We start from the raw sequence: 17,764 nt of genomic DNA, 5'->3' as shown, positions 1-17,764 counted from the left end.
TGCTGCTCAGTCGGCTGCGGCCACAGCCGACACCCAGCTCCGGAGTCCGGCCACCGCACCGTCGCGCACCCCCGTCGCCGAAGCGTCCGTGACGGTTGCCGCGACGAGCGGCGCGGGTCGCGGACCCTCGCTCAGCGCCGCGGCGAGCGACGGTAGGGCAGCCGCCCCCCATGGTCCGGCCACGATCACTTCAGACGGATCGGCCAGGGCGACGAAGGCACCGACCACCGCGGCAAGCGCCTGACCGAGCACGGCTGACGCCGGTGCGTCATCGAATGCACGTCGTACCGCGTTCAGGTCGATTGCCGTCGAATTCGGTTGCCGCAGGCCCATTTCGGCGAACACGTCGGTGATCGGCATGGCGAGTCCCGAAGGCCCGGGGACGATGACATGCGCGATCTCGCCGACGAACCCGTGATGCCCCCGTCGCACTTCCCCGTCACTGACGACTGCACCACCGAGTCCGCTGCCGAGATGCAGGTAACCGAAATCCGGGCGCTCCGGCAGAGCCGACAGCTCGGCGCCCGCTGCCCAGTTGACGTCGTTGTCGACGAGCACTTCACCCGCGACGTATGGCGACAACTTCCGGCGTGCATCGAGAGAACCGACGAGGAACGGCGCGTCGGGCAGCTCCACGAGCCGACCGTCCGAGCGACGCACGGGGTCGGCCGCACTGACCGCCGCCGCGCAGATCGGATGATCGGACGAGCCGGCTACTGCCCGCACTGCTTTGCCCAGCGCGCCCGCGACCGACCGTGGCCCGTGCGTGGGCGGCAGGGTCACCTCCGCCTCCTGGACGATCTCCCCCGACACCGTGTGCGTGCTCGCGCGGACACCGCCGGCCTCGATGGAGACGGCGAGCCCGACACCGATGTCGGCGCGTATGCCGATCAGAGTGGCGGTGCGCCCGACGCCGTGTCGACGCTCCCCAGTCTCGGCCACCACGCCACGAGTCTCGAGGCGGCGCACGCTCTCGGACGCGGTCGGCTTGGAGATTCCGCCCACCGCTGCGAGCTCGGCACGGCTGCGCGGGCCGTCATACAGCAGCTCGAGCACCCGCTGGTCGGTGCCTGCGCGGAGCACGTCCGGTGATGCACTCGCCATATCAATGCCTCATTCGTTAGGAGTCTTGACCAATGCGCGCGGTGCGCCGTACCCTTGCTTCGTAAGGCGACCTTACAAACAAGGAGATGTCATGGCAACCACCGCCGCTCCCGCTCTGCCCCAGTGGCCCACTCCCCCGGACGACCTGGGCGGCGCCATCCGCGAGATCAAGCTCGCGCTGCGCCGGCGCATCGAGGTGTCCGGCCGCACGGTCGACGAGGTGTTCGACGTCGTGGAGCGCCGTGTCGCGGCCAGGGTTGCTGAGATCCAGGAGATCCAGACGGCAGGCGGATCTCCTTGGCCAGTCATCGAATTCGACGATCTCGCGAACCCGGCGAACCACGCCGCCCTGCATGACCAGGTGCGCCGCCGCGGCTGTGTGGTGATTCGCGGGCACTTCCCGCGTGAGCAGGCTGAGGCGTGGGACGCGGGCATCGTGGACTACGTCGAGCAGAACCGCTTCTTCGAGAACTACCGCGGGCCGGGCGACGATTTCTTCGGCTCCGTCGGTTCCAAGCCGGAGATCTACCCGATCTACTGGTCGCGCCCACAGATGGAAGCGCGCCAGAGCGATTGGATGGCGACCGTCCAGTCCTTCCTCAATCACGCTTGGCGCAGCGAGTCCGAGGGCCGGCAGTGGTTCGACCCGGACCGCGATTCGCTCTACCCGGACCGCATCCGGCGGCGGCCGCCGGGAGCGGATTCGGCCGGCCTCGGCACCCACTTGGACCCGGGCACGCTCGATCTGTGGATGACGCACACCAATCAGCAGGCGTTCCGGCATCTGTTCGACGGATCGGTCGAGGAGTACGACCCCTGGGACGCGGCATACCGGACGATTGGCAAGCAGTACCCGGGCAGCACGATGTGCTCCGCGTTCCGGACTTTCCAAGGCTGGACCGCGCTGTCGGACATGCGGCACGACCAGGGCGTGCTGCAGACGGTGCCCATCCCCGAGGCGATGGCCTACCTGATGCTGCGGCCACTGCTCGACGACGTTCCTGACGACGAGATGTGTGGTGTGACGACGGGCCAGGTCTTCCCGGCGGGCTGGAAGTGGCAGCCGCTGCTGATGGAGGCGCTCAGCGGCCTGCCCGACATACAGGCGGGTGACTCCGTGTGGTGGCACTGCGACATGATCCACGGCGTGGATTCCGTGCAGGATCAGCAGGGTTGGGGCAACGTCATGTACATCCCCGCCGCGCCGTGGTGCCGGCGCAACGAAGAGTATGCCAAGTCGGTGCGTGCGGCATTCACAGCCGGCGACAGTCCGACCGACTTCCCTGCCGAGCACTACGAGCGTGACTGGACAGGTCGTTTCACCGAGGCCGAGCTCAACGACACCGGGCGTCGCGGGCTCGGCCTGCAGGACTGAGCCTGCTCTATCCCGCGGCGAGGACCTGCTCCACCGCCGGGTCGAGGATCTTCGGCATCCACTCCGCGCGCTCCGCGTCCGTGGCGTGCTCCAGCGCACGCTCGTTGGATCGGATCCGAGCGAGGTTCGCAATCAGCAGTGCATCGGGCAGCAACTCGATCAGGCGGGCGCTCGGCACCAGGTCCGCCCAGGCCGAGACATACGACCTGGTGAGGCGCGCGTCGCGCTCCGGATCAGCAGGCAAGTCGAAGTGGTATGATGGCCCAAGAAGCGCGATCATCAACGAACACAATGGGTTTCCGACATACGAGTCGCCCCAGTCGAAGAACCGCGCATCGTGTATGGCGGCAGCCGAACCGTCGGCACAGAAGACGTTGCCCGCGTGCAGGTCGTTGTGCTGGATCGTGTCGGGCAGTCCGGAGTCGGTGAGTCGGGCCGCCGCAGCCCGCAGTGCGCGCTCGGTCTGCGGGTGGTCAGCTCCAGGTCCGGTCAGCCAATGGGACACCAAGTCCTGCGGCTGCCACCTCGGCACGCCGGCAGCGACCAACTGCTCGACCACGTCGATCGATGCGCGCTGCAGTCGGGCATACCGGCGCAGCACACCCGACCACAGCCCGACGATAGTCTCCGCGTCGGCGACCGCCCGCAGTTGCGCGCCCTGGTCCGGCATCAGCAGCCAGCCGCGCTCCTCGTCGGATGCCCAGACCTCCGGCAGCCGATCAGGGGCCACCCGCTTCAGCACCCGGTAGATCCCGGGCTCGGGCGACGTACTCGGCGAACATGCCTTGAACCAGGCACGCCCCGCCGAGGTGTCGACGACGAGTTGGGTCGACCAGGCGCGGACGCGAGGCTGCCGAGGCGTCACGGGCACCCGAGTGAGACCGCGACGCTCGAGGGACTCGTCGATCCAACGGGTCGCCTCCTGGCGCCACGCGTCCGTCTGCCAGAGCTGCGAAGTTGACGAGCTCACGCGTGAGCGGACAGGCGCGCGATGAGTCGCGTGCCGATGACGTCGGGTGTGAGGCCGATCGCTTCGAGCACCTGCCCACGTGAGGCGTGCTCGAGGTATTCCTTGGGTATGCCGAAGGTGTGCACCCGCGCTGACACGTCGGCATCACCCAGCGCGTGCGCCGTCGCCGCGCCGACGCCCGACGTGACCAGGTTGTCCTCGATGACGACCACGTGCTGCACGGTACGCGCCAGCCGCACGACGTCCTCGGACACCGGCAGCACCCAGCGCGGATCCACGACGAGGGCCGAAAGGCCCTGCGCCTCGAGCTTTTCGGCGACCTGCAACGCGGTCGGACACATCGACCCGACGCCGACGATCAGCACCTGCGGGTCCGTCGCGTCGTGCAGTACATCCAGTGCACCGTCGGCGCGGACGGCGGTCAGCGGCTCGGCAACGTCGCCCTTCGGGAAGCGGATCACGGTCGGAGCGTCGTCGACCGAGATCGCCTCGCGCAATTGGGACTTCACCTGCTCACCGTCTCGCGGCGCGGACAGTCGCAGACCGGGCACGATGGAGCAGATCGACATGTCCCACATGCCGTTGTGCGACGCACCGTCCGAACCCGTGACACCAGCTCGGTCGAGCACGAAAGTGACTCCGGCATGGTGCAATCCGGCGTCCATGAGCATCTGGTCGAAGGCCCGATTGAGGAACGTCGCGTAGACCGCAACAACGGGATGCATGCCGCCATACGCGAGGCCGGAGGCCATGGTGACCGCGTGCTGCTCGGCGATGCCGACGTCGATCACGCGCTGCGGGTAGACCTCGGCGAACTTGTCGAGACCGACCGGGATCATCATCGCGGCAGTGATCGCGACCAGGTCGGGCCGCTCCTCACCCAGCCGCACCATCTCGTCGCTGAACTCGTCGGTCCAGATCCGTCCGGCAACCTCGAACGGCAGCCCGGTCTCCGGGTTGATCTTGCCGATGCCGTGCATGTGATCGGCCTGGTCATCCAGGGCCGGCTGGTAGCCGCGCCCTTTCTCGGTGATCACGTGCACGATGCAGGGAGCACCGAACGCGCGAGCCCGCCGCAGCGCCTGCTCGACCGCAGCCTCGTCGTGACCGTCGACCGGCCCGACATACTTGATGCCGAGGTCTTCGAACATGCCCTGCTGCGGGTAGACGATGTCCTTGATGCCGCGTTTGACGCCGTGCAGCGTCTCGTAGGCGAGGCCTCCGACCTTCGGCACGCCCTTGAGCGTCGTCTTGCCCCAGTCGAGCATCTGCTCGTATTTGCGGGTGGTCCGCAACGCTGCGAGGTGGTCGGCCAGGCCACCGATCGTCGGCGCATAGCTGCGCTCGTTGTCGTTGACCACGATCACCAGTGGGAGGTCTCGTTCGACCGCGATGTTGTTGATGGCCTCCCACGACATACCGCCGGTGAGTGCGCCGTCGCCGATGACCGCGACCGTATGGCGGTGCGGCTCGCCACTGAGCATGCGTGCCTTGGCGATGCCTTCGGCCCATGACAACGACGACGATGCGTGCGAACTCTCGACGATGTCGTGCTCGGACTCCGCGCGCGACGGATATCCGGACAGCCCGCCCTGCTTCTTCAGCTTGGAGAAGTCGTGCCGGCCGGTCAGCAACTTGTGCACGTATGACTGGTGCCCGGTGTCGAAAACGATGGAGTCGGTGGGTGATTCGAAAACGCGGTGCAGCGCGATGGTCAACTCGACGACGCCGAGGTTGGGTCCGAGGTGGCCACCGGTGCGGGACACCGAGTCCACCAGGAACTCGCGGATCTCGCCGGCCAGCTGGTCCAGGCGTTCTGCCGGCAGTCGCCGCAGGTCCTCGGGTGAGGAGATCGTGTCGAGCAGTCCCGCTTCCAGTCCCACTTCAGCTCGCGCCTTTCGTCCTTCGGGTTATGCGTCGATCGAGTCTACGCGTCGGTAGACGCGCACCTCGTCAGGACGCTCCAAGCCGCCCCGCGGTTGCACTCGACGAACGCTGGTAGGTTGGACAGCACAAATCCACCGACAGGGGAGCGCTTCGGCGCTGAGAGTGCGGCCAGCCCGCAGACCCTTGAACCTGCTCCGGTTAGCACCGGCGAAGGGAGTCATTCATGGCTACTGTCAGCGCGCCCCGTGAACGGGCGTCGATCACCTCACTGCTCGCCTACCGCACCATCGACCTGGTCACGGTGGCGACACTCGGCGTCGCCACCGGCGTCGTGTTCTGGGCCTGGTCGCAGGCATGGAACGGCATCAGCACCCTCGCGCTGTTCACGGCGCCACCGGTGCTCGGTCTGCTGACCGGGCCCTGGCTGATCGCCGGCGTGCTCGGCGGCCTCATTGTGCGCAAACCGGGCGCAGCACTTGCCGCCGAGCTGATCGCTGCTGCGGTCGAGATGCTCATCGGCAACCAGTGGGGCACCAGCACCCTGATCTCCGGCCTGCTGCAGGGCCTGGGGGTGGAGGTCGTCCTCGCACTCGTGCTCTACAGGCGATTCGGCGTCGTCATCGCTGCGCTCGGCGGTGCGATGGCGGGCGCCTTCGAGATCTTCTACGAGTGGCACAGCTACTACTCGGCGTGGACCTGGAACTACAAGCTGGCCTACCTCGGCTGCACGATGCTCTCCGGTGTGGTGCTGGCCGGTGTCGTCGGCTGGCTGCTGGTACGCGCGCTGGCTGCGACCGGTGTGCTGGACGCGTTCGGTGCGGGCCGTGAGCACCACGCCCGCAACGCGGTGTGAGTGCCGCACACGCCAGGCTCTGCGGCTTCGGCTGGCGCCCGCTGGGGCGTCGCGAAGAGGTCATCAGCGGGCTCGACCTGAGCTTCTCCCCCGGTGAGATCGTGCTGCTCGCCGGCGGCAGCGGAGCCGGCAAGTCGACCGTGTTGCGGGCACTTGCCGGGTTGCTCGGCGAAGCGGTCCCCGGCGAGCGGACCGGCACCGTCGAGGTCGACACTCCGTCCGGCATGCTCCTGCAGAACCCGGCTGACTCACTCGTCGCGGCCACCATCGGCCGCGAGGTCGCCTTCGGGCCGGAGAACCTGGCACTACCCCGCGCCGAGATCTGGAGCCGGGTGCGCGACGGCCTGGCCCAGGTCGGGTTGTCGTATGACGTCGATCGCCCCACCTCCGCCCTGTCCGGCGGTGAGTTGCAGCGCCTGGCGCTGGCCGGTGTGCTCGCGGTGCGGCCCGGGCTGCTCCTGCTGGACGAGCCGACCTCGATGCTCGACGAGGAGACGTCAGACAGTGTCCGCCGTGTCGTGGTGGCAGCCGCGCGTGCGGTCGGCGCCACAACCGTTGTCGTCGAGCACCGCATCGGACCGTGGCTCCCCCACTGCGATCGGGTCGTCGTGCTCGATCACGGCCGGGTCATCGCTGACACGACTCCTGCGGAGTTCGCGACCGAGCAGCAGGACCGGATGCTCGCAGCCGGGGTGTGGATGCCTGATACTCCGGCCCCGGATCCGGTCGTCGTGGACGCCGACTGGGTCCGTCCGACCGAGCCCGGCCCTTCGCTGCACGCAGAGTCCGTGCAGGTCGACCTGACCGTGCGTTCCCTGCAGGGCAGCACCGCGCAGCGAGCGCTCAACGGAGCCACCACCACCCTGCGGCCGGGACGCCTGACCGCGCTGGTCGGTCCCTCCGGGGCCGGCAAGTCGACGTTGCTGGCGGCGTTCGCCGGCCTGTTGCGGCCGACCGGCGGCGCCATCACCGGCCCCGAGCCGCCGTTCGCCCGTCGCCGGTCCAAGGAGCTGGCGACCGCCGCCGGATTCGTCCCACAGAACCCGGAGCACGGTTTCCTGCGCACGACGGTTCGTGACGAAGTCGCCTGCACCGCAACGGCTCTCGGCCGTTCGGTCGATGTCGCCGGGTTGCTCGCTCTGATGCGGCTGGACCACCTCGCCGGCGCCAACCCCTTCCAACTGTCCGGCGGTGAGCAACGTCGTCTGGCGGTTCTGGCAGCGTTGGCGCACCGACCGGGCGTCGTGCTGCTCGACGAACCGACGGTCGGTCAGGATCGGCACACCTGGGCGGCGGTCACCGGGTGGGCGCTGGCGGCGCGCGATGCCGGCGCGACGGTCGGTGTGGCGACCCACGACACCTCGTTGGTGGACAGGTCGGACATCGTCATACAGCTGAAGGACGGGGAGGCCGTCGGATGAAAAGCGTGATGCCGCAAGCAAATCCGCTCGCGTTGTTGACCTTCGGCTTCACCGCGGTCATCGGGTCCTTCCTGATCGATCGACCGACCTCCGCCCTGATCGTCGTCGCCGTGTATGCCGTGCTGGCGGTCCTCTGCGTGCCGACATGGCGGCCGTTGCGCTGGCGACTCTTCGCGGTCGGTTTCGCGGCCGTCTCGCTGTGGTGGTCGTCCTGGCTGCTGGGCGGGCACGACCCCTCGATCGCCACGACCGCGGCCGGCCGCATCCTGGTGCTGGCGCTGCCGGGTGCGATCGTCGCGGCGTTCATCGACCCGATGCGGTTCGGTGACGCATTGGCTCAGAACCTCCGGTTGCCAGCGCGGTTCGTCGGTGCGTTCACCGCATCGCTCACGCGTTTCGACCAGCTCGGCGAGACCTTCGACCAACTGCAGCGCACCCGCCGCATCCGGGGTTTCGGGCCGTCCCGGAACCCGATCGCACGAGCGGCCACGACCGGGCCACTCAGTTTCGGTCTGCTGGTCTCCGCGATGCGCGGGGCGACGCAACTGTCACTGGCGATGGACGCACGTGGCTTCGCGACGGCGCACAGCCGGACGTGGGCCGAACCGTCGCCGTGGCGGCGCCGCGACACGGTTGTCGTGACCGTCGCGGTGCTCGTGACGATCGTGCTGCCGGTCGCTCTCCGCCTGACCTGACAGACCGCGAATGACGGCTTCTTCGCCGAGTGACACCCGAATCGGACCGTCACTCGGCGAGGAAGCCGTCATTCGGCAAAGGTCACCAATTGGCTTCGGTCGGCGCCGGCGGCAGCTTCAGGCTCGCCGGGTGGTTGATGTAGACGGTGCCACCGCTGTGGGGCACCCAGACGTTCTCGAACTGCTCACGCTTGTAGGTGACGCGCACTTCCTTGTTGTCGGCGATGAGGTGCGACGCCGGGTCGTTCATGACCGGGTCGCCGTCGGCGGTGAAGCCGACGAGCACCATCAGGTGACCATTGGTGGAGTAGCCGGCACCATCGAGCTCGGAACTCTTGAACGAGACCGAGGTGATCACTGGCATACCAGCGGCGATGAACGGCTCGGCCTCGGCGAGGTTGCGCAGCCGGGTGATGAAACCCTCCAGCCCGTAGCGCGAGGTGTAGGCGGTGTTGAACGGCCAGTTGCCGCATCCCTCGTAGACGTAGTCGTAGGTGTTGCGGGCCGCGAAGTCGACCTGTGGGTCGGCGTATGACGGGTCGACCCACGCCATGTCGGCCTTCGTCGGCCCGCCGCCCCAGTAGGCCAGCACCATCGACGACGAGGTCGGCGAGCACCACGCCTCTCCCCCGTTGTCCCACTGCGGGTACTGCCCGACGTGGGTCTCCTGGGAGAAGGTCGGCACGTCCAGGATGTGCTCGCGGCCCAGCGTGAACGCGCTGGCCGGAATGGTCGCGTCGTCCGGCAGTGCCGACGCGACCGCGCCGAGGAAGCGCACCGTCGGGGTCAGCGACGTGCCGTGCGGGCGCAGCAACTGCACCCGCAGCTGGAAGTCGGCCAACGTGTGGCCGGAGTACATGTGGAAGGTGTCGGTCCACACCGTGGCGTAATCGGTGCCCTGCCCGTCGACCGACTGTCGTTGTATGGCGCCGCCCTGCGCGGTGTCGTCGCTGCACCAGCGGCCGAGGACGAACCAGTCGGTCAGCGTTCCGTCGTCGACGTGTCCGCGCACGTCGACCTCGATCCACGTGCCGTTCGGGGTGTCGGCGTTCCAGGACGAGATCAGCTCGGTCAGGCCGAAGCCGCTGCGCCGCCACTGTGAGGTCCAGGTGCTCACGTCATACAGCTTCGTGGGAGCGTTTTCGACCGTGGGGTCAGCGAATTCGCGAGTACCGGACGGCACGGAGATCCGCAGGCCGTGCTGGTCGGAGTGGACGCCGGCACCCTTGCCGTGAGCCCACGCCTCTGCCCCGGTGAAGCGGTGGTAGCGGATGTGGCGATCCGAGGCGGCCGCTGCCGAGCGCGTCGCCGCGGAGGCCACCGGAGCACCGAAGAGCAGGGCGCCCCCTGCCGCCATACTGCCCACCATCACCTGTCGTCGGGTCGGGGATGGCAGGTGCACCGTGGGGAGCAACGCGGAACGATCAGACATGGTCCAGACTCCTTGAGCCGTGTGAGCGGGGATCCACTCAGTCTTGCGTAAAAGAAGCCCGCCGACAGCGGTTCTGTGCAAATCATTTCCGCACGCATGGGAAGGCCCCGCAGGCTCGGGGCGAGCATGCGGGGCCTTCCTGCGTATGACGGACCTCAGTCGACGAGCGACCGCAGGACGTACTGCAGGATGCCGCCGTTGCGGTAGTAGTCGGCCTCACCGGGTGTGTCGATGCGGACGACGGCGTCGAACTCCACCTTCGTGCCGTCCTCCTTCGCCGCGGTGACGTGCACCGTGGCCGGGATGTCCTTGCCCTCGTTGAGCGCGGTCACGCCGGAGATGTCGAACGTCTCGGTGCCGGACAGGCCGAGCGACTCGATGTTCTGGCCCTCGGGGTACTGCAACGGCAGCACGCCCATGCCGATCAGGTTGGAGCGGTGGATCCGCTCGAACGACTCGGCGATCACGGCGCGCACACCGAGCAGCACGGTGCCCTTGGCGGCCCAGTCACGCGAGCTGCCGGTGCCGTACTCCTTGCCGGCGAGGACGACCAGCGGGATGCCGGCCTTCTCGTAGTTCTGCGCGGCATCGAAGATCGTCGCCTGCTCACCACCGTTGGTGAAGTCGCGGGTGAAACCGCCCTCGACGTCGTCCAACAGCTGGTTGCGCAACCGGATGTTGGCGAAGGTGCCGCGCACCATCACCTCGTGGTTACCGCGACGCGAGCCATAGGAGTTGAAGTCCTTGCGCTCGATGCCGTGTTCCTTGAGGTACTTGCCCGCCGGGCTGTCGCCCTTGATCGAGCCGGCCGGGCTGATGTGGTCGGTCGTGACCGAGTCACCCAGCTTGGCGAGCACCCGAGCACCGGCGATGTCCTGCACCGGCTCCGGGTCCTTGCCCATGCCCTCGAAGTACGGGGGCTTGCGAACGTATGTCGACTCGGCGTCCCACTCGAAGATGTCACCCTCGGGCGTCGGCAGCGACTGCCAGCGTTCGTCACCGGCGAACACGTCGGCGTAGTCCTTGATGAACATGTCGCGGTCCATCGAGGCGGCGATCGTGGACTCGACGTCGACCGGGTTCGGCCAGATGTCCTTGAGGAACACGTCATTGCCCTGCTGGTCCTGACCCAGCGGATCGGACTCGAAGTCGAAGTTCATCGTGCCCGCGAGCGCGTAGGCGATGACCAGCGGCGGCGACGCCAGGTAGTTCATCTTCACGTCGGGGTTGATGCGACCCTCGAAGTTGCGGTTGCCGGACAGCACAGACACGGCCGTGAGGTCGTTGTCCTGGATCGCCTGGCTGATCTCGTCGGCCAGCGGACCGGAGTTGCCGATGCAGGTGGTGCAGCCGTAGCCGACCAGGTAGAAGCCGAGCTTCTCCAGGTAGGGCCACATGCCGGCCTTGTCGTAGTAGCCGGTCACGACCTGCGAGCCGGGCGCCATCGACGTCTTGACCCACGGCGGCACCGTGAGGCCCTTCTCGACGGCATTCTTGGCCAGCAACGCGGCTGCCATCATCACCGACGGGTTGGAGGTGTTGGTGCAGCTGGTGATCGAGGCGATCACGACCGCGCCGTCCTTCAGGCCGTATGCCGGGCCTTCGGCCGGCGTGACCTGCACCTCGCGGTAGTCGCCCTCGACGCCGTAGTTCTTGATGTCGAGGTTGAACTGCTGCTTGGCGTCGGTGACCACGATGCGGTCCTGCGGGCGCTTCGGCCCGGCGATCGACGGCACGACGGTGGACAGGTCCAGCTCGAGACGCTCGGAGAAGCGCGGCTCGACGCTCGGGTCGTGCCAGAGGCCCTGCTCCTTGGCGTAGGCCTCGACAAGTGCGACCTGGTCGTCCGGGCGGCCGGTGAGGCGCAGGTAGTCCAGTGTCACGTCGTCGATCGGGAAGATCGCACAGGTCGAGCCGAACTCGGGGCTCATGTTGCCGATCGTGGCGCGGTTGGCCAGCGGCACCGAGGCGACGCCGTCGCCGTAGAACTCCACGAATTTGCCGACCACACCGTGCTCGCGCAGCTGCTGGGTGATCGTCAGCACGACGTCGGTTGCCGTTGCGCCGGAAGGGATTTCGCCGGTCAGCTTGAAGCCGACCACACGCGGGATGAGCATCGACACGGGCTGGCCGAGCATCGCGGCCTCGGCCTCGATGCCGCCGACGCCCCAGCCGAGCACGCCCAGACCGTTGACCATGGTGGTGTGGCTGTCGGTGCCGACGCAGCTGTCCGGGTAGGCCTGCAGGGTGCCGTCGGCGGACTCGCGAGTCATGATGCCGCGCGCCAGGTGCTCGATGTTGACCTGGTGCACGATGCCGGTGCCCGGGGGCACGACCTTGAAGTCGTCGAACGCGGTCTGGCCCCAGCGCAGGAACTGGTAGCGCTCCCGGTTGCGGCCGTATTCGATCTCGACGTTCTTCTGGAACGCGTCGCGCGTGCCGGCGACGTCGATGATGACCGAGTGGTCGATGACCATCTCGGCCGGTGCGAGCGGGTTGATCTTCTTGGCGTCACCGCCGAGCGCGCTGACAGCCTCTCGCATGGTGGCGAGGTCGACGACACAGGGCACACCGGTGAAGTCCTGCATGATCACGCGGGCCGGGGTGAACTGGATCTCGGTGCTGGGGTTGGCGGTCTCGTCCCACTGGCCCACGGCGTTGATGTGGTCCTTGGTGATGTTGGCGCCGTCCTCGGTGCGCAGCAGGCACTCGAGCAGGACCTTCAGGCTGAACGGCAGGTTCGTGCTGCCCTCGACCTTGTCCAAACGGTAGATCTCATACGACTTCTCGCCTACTGCGAGCGTGTCCTTCGCTCCGAAACTGTTCGTGCTCATGCCTTGCCGACTCCTTCGTCTCTGGCACTCATGGACGGCTTTATCTTGACGTCAAGATAATTTAATCACACGGTATGGCGCGACTTCAGCAAAGGTCTGCCTAACCAACGCCGGCGACCGCCCACACCGTTGATCCTGCCACCGATCACGCGTATCTGACCTCACCGCCGGATCTGGTCGGCGACGGCGCCGGCAGCCTCCAGGATCGCCACGCATTCGATGTGGTGCGTCATCGGGAAGGCGTCGAACGCACGCAGCGACACCACTTCGTAGCCGGACTCCGCGGCATACGCGAGGTCGCGCGCCAGTGCCGCCGGGTCACAGGCGATGTATGCCGCCCTCCGCGGCCGACGGGCCAGGACGTCGCGGACCACGGCACGACCTGCGCCGGACCGCGGCGGGTCGAGCACGACCAGGTCGACCCGATCGAGCGTCTCATCGACCACGGATCCCCAACCGTCGTGGCCGATGTCGGCGCGCTCCAGCGTTGCGTGCCCGAAACCGGCGATGTTGGGACCGGCATCGCGCACGGCACGGGAGTCGCCCTCCAGCCCCAGCACCAGCCCCTCGGGCCCGACGGCTTCGGCCAGGAACGCGGTGAACACACCGACCCCGGCATACAGATCGAGCGCCCGCTCCCCGGGCTTCGGCTGCAGCCCGTCGAGTGCGGCCCCGACGAACGTCGCGGCCGCACCGGGGTGCACCTGCCAGAAACCTCGTGCGGAGACCCGGAAGCCTCGTGCCGAAAGACCGTTCGGAGCAACCCGCTCGACCAGGTTCGGAATGCCTGAGTCACGCACCGGCAGATCGACGGCCACGACCTCGCCGTCAGCGGCGACCGCCACGTCGACGCCGGTCGTGTCCGGCTCGGCCGGCTCCTCGAGCAGTCCGGTGGCCGCGATCTCCGGCACCGCGATGAGGCAGTCGTCGACCGGGACGATGTCGTGCGAGCGATGCTTGCGCAGACCGAGCCGTCGGTCCGGCGACACCGAGAACTCCACGCGGGTCCGCCACCGCAGGCCGTCCTCGTCACCAGGGACCTGCTCGACGACGCCCGGCCAGTCGATGCCGGCCAGCCGACGCAGCTGCTCGCGCACCACGCGCGTCTTCAGCTCACGCCCGAAGGCGGCTGACGTGTGCTGCCAGTCGCACCCGCCGCACGCGCCGGGGCCGGAGAACCGGCAGGGGGCCTCGCGTCGCTCGGGTGATGCCTGCACGATGCGCACCGCGTCGGCCCGCAGAAAGCGCGACGTGGTGCCTCCGTCGGTGACGCGTGCCACCACCTGCTCGCCCGGCAGCGCGTGCCTGACGAAGACGACCCGTCCGTCGTGCCGTGCGACGCAATGACCGCCGTGCGCCACGTCGCCGACCTCGACCTCGAACTCGGTGCCGACCAGCGAATCTCCTTGTGTGGCAACGCGTTTGTTGCCTCGTCGCTGATTGCTGCGACGTCTGGATGCCGGACGTTTCTGCTGGTTCATCGACCTCTCCTGACCGAACCGGGTGCCGGGCCGTCGAGCCGCGACTCGTGCCCCTGGCTGGAGCGCAGCTGCCACGGCACACTGGCGACCAGCACACCAGGTGTGAAGAGCAGCCGCGACTTCAGGCGGAGTGCGGACTGGTTGTGCAGCAGCTGTTCATACCACCGACCGACGACGTACTCGGGGATGTAGACCATCACGACATCACGCGGGCTGTCCCGGCGAATCGTCTTGACGTACTTGATGATCGGGCGGGTGATCTCCCGGTATGGCGAAGCAATGATCTTCAGCGTCACCGGGATCTCGCGACGCTCCCATTCCTCCTGCAGCGCCCGGGTCTCGTCCGGCTCGACGTCGACGGTGATCGCCTCGAGAACCGACGGCCGGGTCGCCCGCGCGTAAGCGAGCGCCCGCATCGTCGGCTTGTGCAGCTTGGAGACCAGCACGATCGCGTGCACCCGGGAGGGCAGCAACTGGTCGTCGGCGGACTCGGCGAGTTGCAGCTCCTGGCTGACGCGGGTGTAGTGCCGTCGGATCTGGACCATGAGTGCGAAGAGCACGACCATCGCTGCCACTGCGTATCCGGCGCCATGGGTGAATTTCGTCAGCAGCACGACCGCCAGCACCGTGCCCGACATCGCGGCGCCGATGGCGTTGATGACGCGTGCCCGCTTCATCCGCGCCGGTGACGTGGGTGGGTCCTCCGCCTTCAGATTGCGGTTCCAGTGGCGGATCATGCCGATCTGGCTGGTGGTGAACGACACGAACACACCGACGATGTAGAGCTGGATCAGACGGGTCGGTTCGGCGTCGTACACGACGACCAGCAGCATGGCCATGCCGGCGAGGATGAGGATGCCGTTGGAGTAGGCGAGCCGGTCGCCACGGGTGTGCAGCTGGCGAGGCAGCCACCCGTCACGGGCGAGTATCGACGCGAGCACCGGGAACCCGTTGAACGCCGTGTTGGCCGCCAGCACCAGGATCACACCGGTCACGACGGCGAGGAAGATGATGCCGGGCGGGAAGCCGTGGAAGACCGCATGCGACAGCTGACCGAGCACGGTGTCCTCGTTGTAGCCGGTCACCGGCTTGCCGTGCAGGAGCAGGTTGCCCGGGTGGTCCGGATCCTGGATGCGAATGCCGGTCCAGTTGGCCAGTGTCACGATCGACACCAGCATGACGACCGAGATCGACCCCATCAGCAGCAGCGTCGTGCCGGCGTTCTTGCTCTTCGGCTTCTTGAAGGCGGGCACGCCGTTGGAGATGGCCTCGACGCCGGTGAGGGCCGCACAACCGCTGGAGAACGCACGCAGCAACAGGAAGATGAGGGCGACCTGGCCGAGGGTGTCCATGTGCGGCTGGGGCGCCAGGGTGAATTTCGCGCTCTCGGCGAGCGGGAGGTCACCGGTGAGCTTGCGCAGGGTTCCGACGATGGCCAGCGCGATCACACCGAGCATGAACAGGTAGACGGGTATGGCGAAGAAGTTGCCCGATTCGCGCACCCCGCGCAGGTTCATCGCCGTCAGTCCGACGATCAGCAGGACGGCGACGATCACCTCGTGCCCGTGGATCGCAGGCATCGCCGATGCGGCGTTCTGCACACCGGAGGAGATCGACACCGCGACGGTGAGCGTGTAGTCGACCAGCAGCGCCGACGCGACAGTCAGCCCCGCCTTCGGACCGAGGTTGGTGGTGGCGACCTCGTAGTCACCACCACCGGACGGGTAGGCGTGGACGTTCTGCCGGTACGACGCGACGACGACCGCCATCACACACACGACGCCGAGAGTGATCTGCCACGAGTGCGTGAAGGCGAACGAACCGCCGGCGAGTCCCAGGGTCAGCAGGATCTCGTCGGGCGCGTAGGCGACCGACGACAACGCGTCGCTCGCGAAGATCGGCAGCGCGAGTTTCTTGGGCAGCAGCGTGTCACCCAATTTGTCGCTGCGCATCGCGCGACCGACGACGATGCGCTTCAGCGCGCGACTGGTCCCAGACACAACGCGCAAGTGTAGGGCCGCGCCGTCGCCGGCCGGACGACGCAGTCACCCTGCGAACGGAATGTTCGTCACCGTCCGTCGGCAACCCGTGGTGCACGTATGGCGCAGCCGCTCCGGTAGCGTCTCCTGTGTGTACTTCGTGATCATGGGTTGTGGTCGTGTCGGCTCCATGCTCGCGCTGAGCCTGGAGAAGCACGGTCACCAGGTCGCGGTCATCGACCGCGACGAATCAGCATTCCGCCGCCTCGGTCCCAACTTCGAGGGGTCGCGGGTCTCCGGCATCGGATTCGACCGCGAGACACTGCTGCGCGCCGACATCAAACGGGCCGACGCCTTCGCCGCGGTCAGCAGCGGTGACAACTCCAACATCCTGGCCGCCCGGGTGGCCCGAGAGACCTTCGGCGTGGAGCATGTCGTGGCCCGCATCTACGACCCCGGTCGCGCCGAGGTCTACGAGCGGCTCGGCATACCCACGGTCGCGACGGTGCGATGGACCAGCGATCAGATAGTCCGCAAGGTCCTGCCGATGGGCGCCCTGCCGGAGCACACCGACGCCAGCGGCAAGGTGATGCTCGCCGAGATCCCGCCGCACTCCTCGTGGATCGGCACGCCGTTGCAGCGCATCGAGGAGGCGACCGGGTCACGCGTCGCCTACCTGACCCGGTTGGGCGACGGCATGGTGCCCGAGAGCGACTCGGTGTTCCAGGAGGGCGACCTGCTGCACCTGTGTCTGCCGACTGCCCGCGTGCAGCAGGTCGAGGAGCTGCTCAAGTCCACCAAACCGGTCGACTGACCCACGAAACAGCAGCAATCCCAAGGAGATTCGTCAGATGCGAGTTGTTGTCGTCGGAGCGGGAAGCGTGGGCCGATCCATCGCCCGCGAGTTGATACTGCGTCGTCACCAGGTGCTGATCATCGACAAGTATGCCGACGAGGACCGATCCAACTCGGTGCCCGACGCGTCGTGGTTGCTCGCCGACGCCTGTGAGCTCTCGACCATGCGCGAGGCCAACCTGGAGACCTGTGAGGTCGTGGTGTGCGCGACCGGTGACGACAAGGTCAATCTCGTCGTCTCACTGCTCGCCAAGACCGAGTTCGGCATCAATCGCACCGTTGCCCGGGTGAACAACCCGAAGAACGAGTGGATGTTCGACGAGGCGTGGGGCGTCGACGTCGCGGTGTCGACGCCACGGTTGATGACCGCGCTCGTCGAGGAGGCCGTCAGCGTCGGCGACCTGGTCCGGTTGTTCCAGTTCCAGCAGGGCAAGGCGACGATGGTCGAGATCACCGTCCCGGTCGACAGCCCCAACGTCGGCGTCGCCGTCGGTCAGCTGAAGCTGCCGCCCGAGTGTGTCCTGGTCGGCATCATCCGGGACGAGGTGCCGATCGCACCGGGCCCTTACGACGCGATCGAGGCGCGCGACGAGCTGCTGCTGCTGGCGACGCCCGAAGCCGAGCAGTCGCTGGGCGCGGTCCTCACCGGCCGCCCCGCGGACCAGATCCGCACGCACTCCCCTGCGGGCGATTGAGTCCCGCGAGACGACGCCAACCCGTCCGGTGACAGGCAAAGGCCACCCGATCGAACGACAAGCCGAGCCACGCAACAGGCCGGACCAAGCCGACTGAACGACAGCCGGGACGCCCGCGAGACGACGACCAACAGACTGAGGGCGGCTCAACGAACTTGTTCGTTGAGCCGCCCTCAGTCTGTT

General features: G+C 67.6%; 13 protein-coding genes and 1 riboswitch. Of the genes, 6 read left to right on the top strand and 7 right to left on the bottom strand.

What is annotated here, in order from left to right; genetic code table 11:
* Nucleotides 1–6 precede the first annotated feature (6 nt).
* A complete protein-coding gene (locus tag IEX71_RS04410; RefSeq protein ID WP_188835690.1) occupies nt 7–1,104 on the bottom strand; it encodes an ROK family transcriptional regulator in 1,098 nt (365 codons plus the stop codon).
* Nucleotides 1,105–1,195: 91 nt separating this feature from the next.
* Here IEX71_RS04410 and IEX71_RS04405 point away from each other — a divergent pair, with 91 nt between their 5' ends.
* Entirely contained in the window at nt 1,196–2,479 is a 1,284-nt protein-coding gene (locus IEX71_RS04405) for a YbiU family protein (RefSeq protein WP_188835689.1), read from the top strand.
* Between the two features lie 7 nt (nt 2,480–2,486).
* Here the strand turns inward: IEX71_RS04405 and IEX71_RS04400 are convergent, their stop codons facing one another.
* Nucleotides 2,487–3,449, bottom strand: coding sequence for a phosphotransferase (locus IEX71_RS04400; protein ID WP_188835688.1), 963 nt, complete (start codon nt 3,447–3,449; stop codon nt 2,487–2,489).
* Nucleotides 3,446–5,332: a 1-deoxy-D-xylulose-5-phosphate synthase gene (gene dxs, locus IEX71_RS04395; protein ID WP_229749451.1), complete on the bottom strand. Its 1,887-nt coding sequence runs from the start codon at nt 5,330–5,332 to the stop codon at nt 3,446–3,448. The genes IEX71_RS04400 and dxs overlap by 4 nt, the downstream gene beginning before the upstream one ends.
* Before the next feature lie 133 nt (nt 5,333–5,465).
* A riboswitch (TPP riboswitch) is annotated at nt 5,466–5,569 on the top strand.
* Here dxs and IEX71_RS04390 point away from each other — a divergent pair.
* The 3 genes from IEX71_RS04390 to IEX71_RS04380 all read left to right on the top strand — a co-directional run bounded on the left by IEX71_RS04390 (nt 5,560) and on the right by IEX71_RS04380 (nt 8,305).
* A complete protein-coding gene (locus tag IEX71_RS04390; RefSeq protein WP_188835687.1) occupies nt 5,560–6,189 on the top strand; it encodes an ECF transporter S component in 630 nt (209 codons plus the stop codon). (Overlaps the previous riboswitch by 10 nt.)
* Complete coding sequence (locus IEX71_RS04385) at nt 6,186–7,610, top strand: ABC transporter ATP-binding protein (protein ID WP_188835686.1); 1,425 nt, start codon at nt 6,186–6,188, stop codon at nt 7,608–7,610. Before IEX71_RS04390 ends, IEX71_RS04385 begins: the two co-directional genes overlap by 4 nt.
* Nucleotides 7,607–8,305 carry an energy-coupling factor transporter transmembrane component T family protein gene (locus tag IEX71_RS04380; protein WP_188835685.1) on the top strand — a complete coding sequence of 233 codons (699 nt, stop codon included), beginning with the start codon at nt 7,607–7,609 and terminating at the stop codon, nt 8,303–8,305. Before IEX71_RS04385 ends, IEX71_RS04380 begins: the two co-directional genes overlap by 4 nt.
* A gap of 82 nt (nt 8,306–8,387) precedes the next feature.
* On the opposite strand, the gene IEX71_RS04375 is transcribed toward IEX71_RS04380, so the two are convergent.
* The 4 genes from IEX71_RS04375 to IEX71_RS04360 all read right to left on the bottom strand — a co-directional run bounded on the left by IEX71_RS04375 (nt 8,388) and on the right by IEX71_RS04360 (nt 16,052).
* A complete protein-coding gene (locus tag IEX71_RS04375; protein ID WP_188835684.1) occupies nt 8,388–9,737 on the bottom strand; it encodes a C39 family peptidase in 1,350 nt (449 codons plus the stop codon).
* 155 nt (nt 9,738–9,892) lie between these two features.
* Entirely contained in the window at nt 9,893–12,571 is a 2,679-nt protein-coding gene (acnA, locus tag IEX71_RS04370; RefSeq protein WP_188835683.1) for an aconitate hydratase AcnA, read from the bottom strand.
* Between the two features lie 161 nt (nt 12,572–12,732).
* Nucleotides 12,733–14,052, bottom strand: coding sequence for a class I SAM-dependent RNA methyltransferase (locus IEX71_RS04365; RefSeq protein ID WP_188835682.1), 1,320 nt, complete (start codon nt 14,050–14,052; stop codon nt 12,733–12,735).
* The gene (locus IEX71_RS04360) at nt 14,049–16,052 is read right to left on the bottom strand and encodes an APC family permease (protein ID WP_373284548.1); all 2,004 of its coding nucleotides are present in this window, start codon (nt 16,050–16,052) and stop codon (nt 14,049–14,051) included. The genes IEX71_RS04365 and IEX71_RS04360 overlap by 4 nt, the downstream gene beginning before the upstream one ends.
* Before the next feature lie 130 nt (nt 16,053–16,182).
* On the opposite strand from IEX71_RS04360, the gene IEX71_RS04355 reads away from it, so the two are divergent.
* On the top strand, nt 16,183–16,845 hold the full coding sequence (locus IEX71_RS04355; RefSeq protein ID WP_188835897.1) for a potassium channel family protein: 663 nt from the start codon (nt 16,183–16,185) through the stop codon (nt 16,843–16,845).
* A 37-nt stretch (nt 16,846–16,882) separates the two neighbouring features.
* A complete protein-coding gene (locus IEX71_RS04350) occupies nt 16,883–17,581 on the top strand; it encodes a potassium channel family protein (protein ID WP_188835681.1) in 699 nt (232 codons plus the stop codon).
* The last annotated feature ends 183 nt before the right edge of the window (nt 17,582–17,764 follow it).

The organism is Flexivirga endophytica (assembly GCF_014640635.1).
GTDB classification, from domain to species: Bacteria; Actinomycetota; Actinomycetes; order Actinomycetales; family Dermatophilaceae; genus Flexivirga; species Flexivirga endophytica.
This window is presented reverse-complemented; position numbering and strand designations above follow the sequence as displayed.

Excerpts from the sequence above, each read along its gene's own strand:
- acnA (WP_188835683.1), bottom strand. The coding sequence starts at position 12,571 with ATGAGCACGAACAGTTTCGGAGCGAAGGACACGCTCGCAGTAGGCGAG.
- IEX71_RS04410 (WP_188835690.1), bottom strand. The coding sequence starts at position 1,104 with ATGGCGAGTGCATCACCGGACGTGCTCCGCGCAGGCACCGACCAGCGG.
- IEX71_RS04380 (WP_188835685.1), top strand. The coding sequence starts at position 7,607 with ATGAAAAGCGTGATGCCGCAAGCAAATCCGCTCGCGTTGTTGACCTTC.
- IEX71_RS04365 (WP_188835682.1), bottom strand. The coding sequence starts at position 14,052 with ATGAACCAGCAGAAACGTCCGGCATCCAGACGTCGCAGCAATCAGCGA.
- IEX71_RS04350 (WP_188835681.1), top strand. The coding sequence starts at position 16,883 with ATGCGAGTTGTTGTCGTCGGAGCGGGAAGCGTGGGCCGATCCATCGCC.
- IEX71_RS04390 (WP_188835687.1), top strand. The coding sequence starts at position 5,560 with ATGGCTACTGTCAGCGCGCCCCGTGAACGGGCGTCGATCACCTCACTG.
- IEX71_RS04405 (WP_188835689.1), top strand. The coding sequence starts at position 1,196 with ATGGCAACCACCGCCGCTCCCGCTCTGCCCCAGTGGCCCACTCCCCCG.
- IEX71_RS04375 (WP_188835684.1), bottom strand. The coding sequence starts at position 9,737 with ATGTCTGATCGTTCCGCGTTGCTCCCCACGGTGCACCTGCCATCCCCG.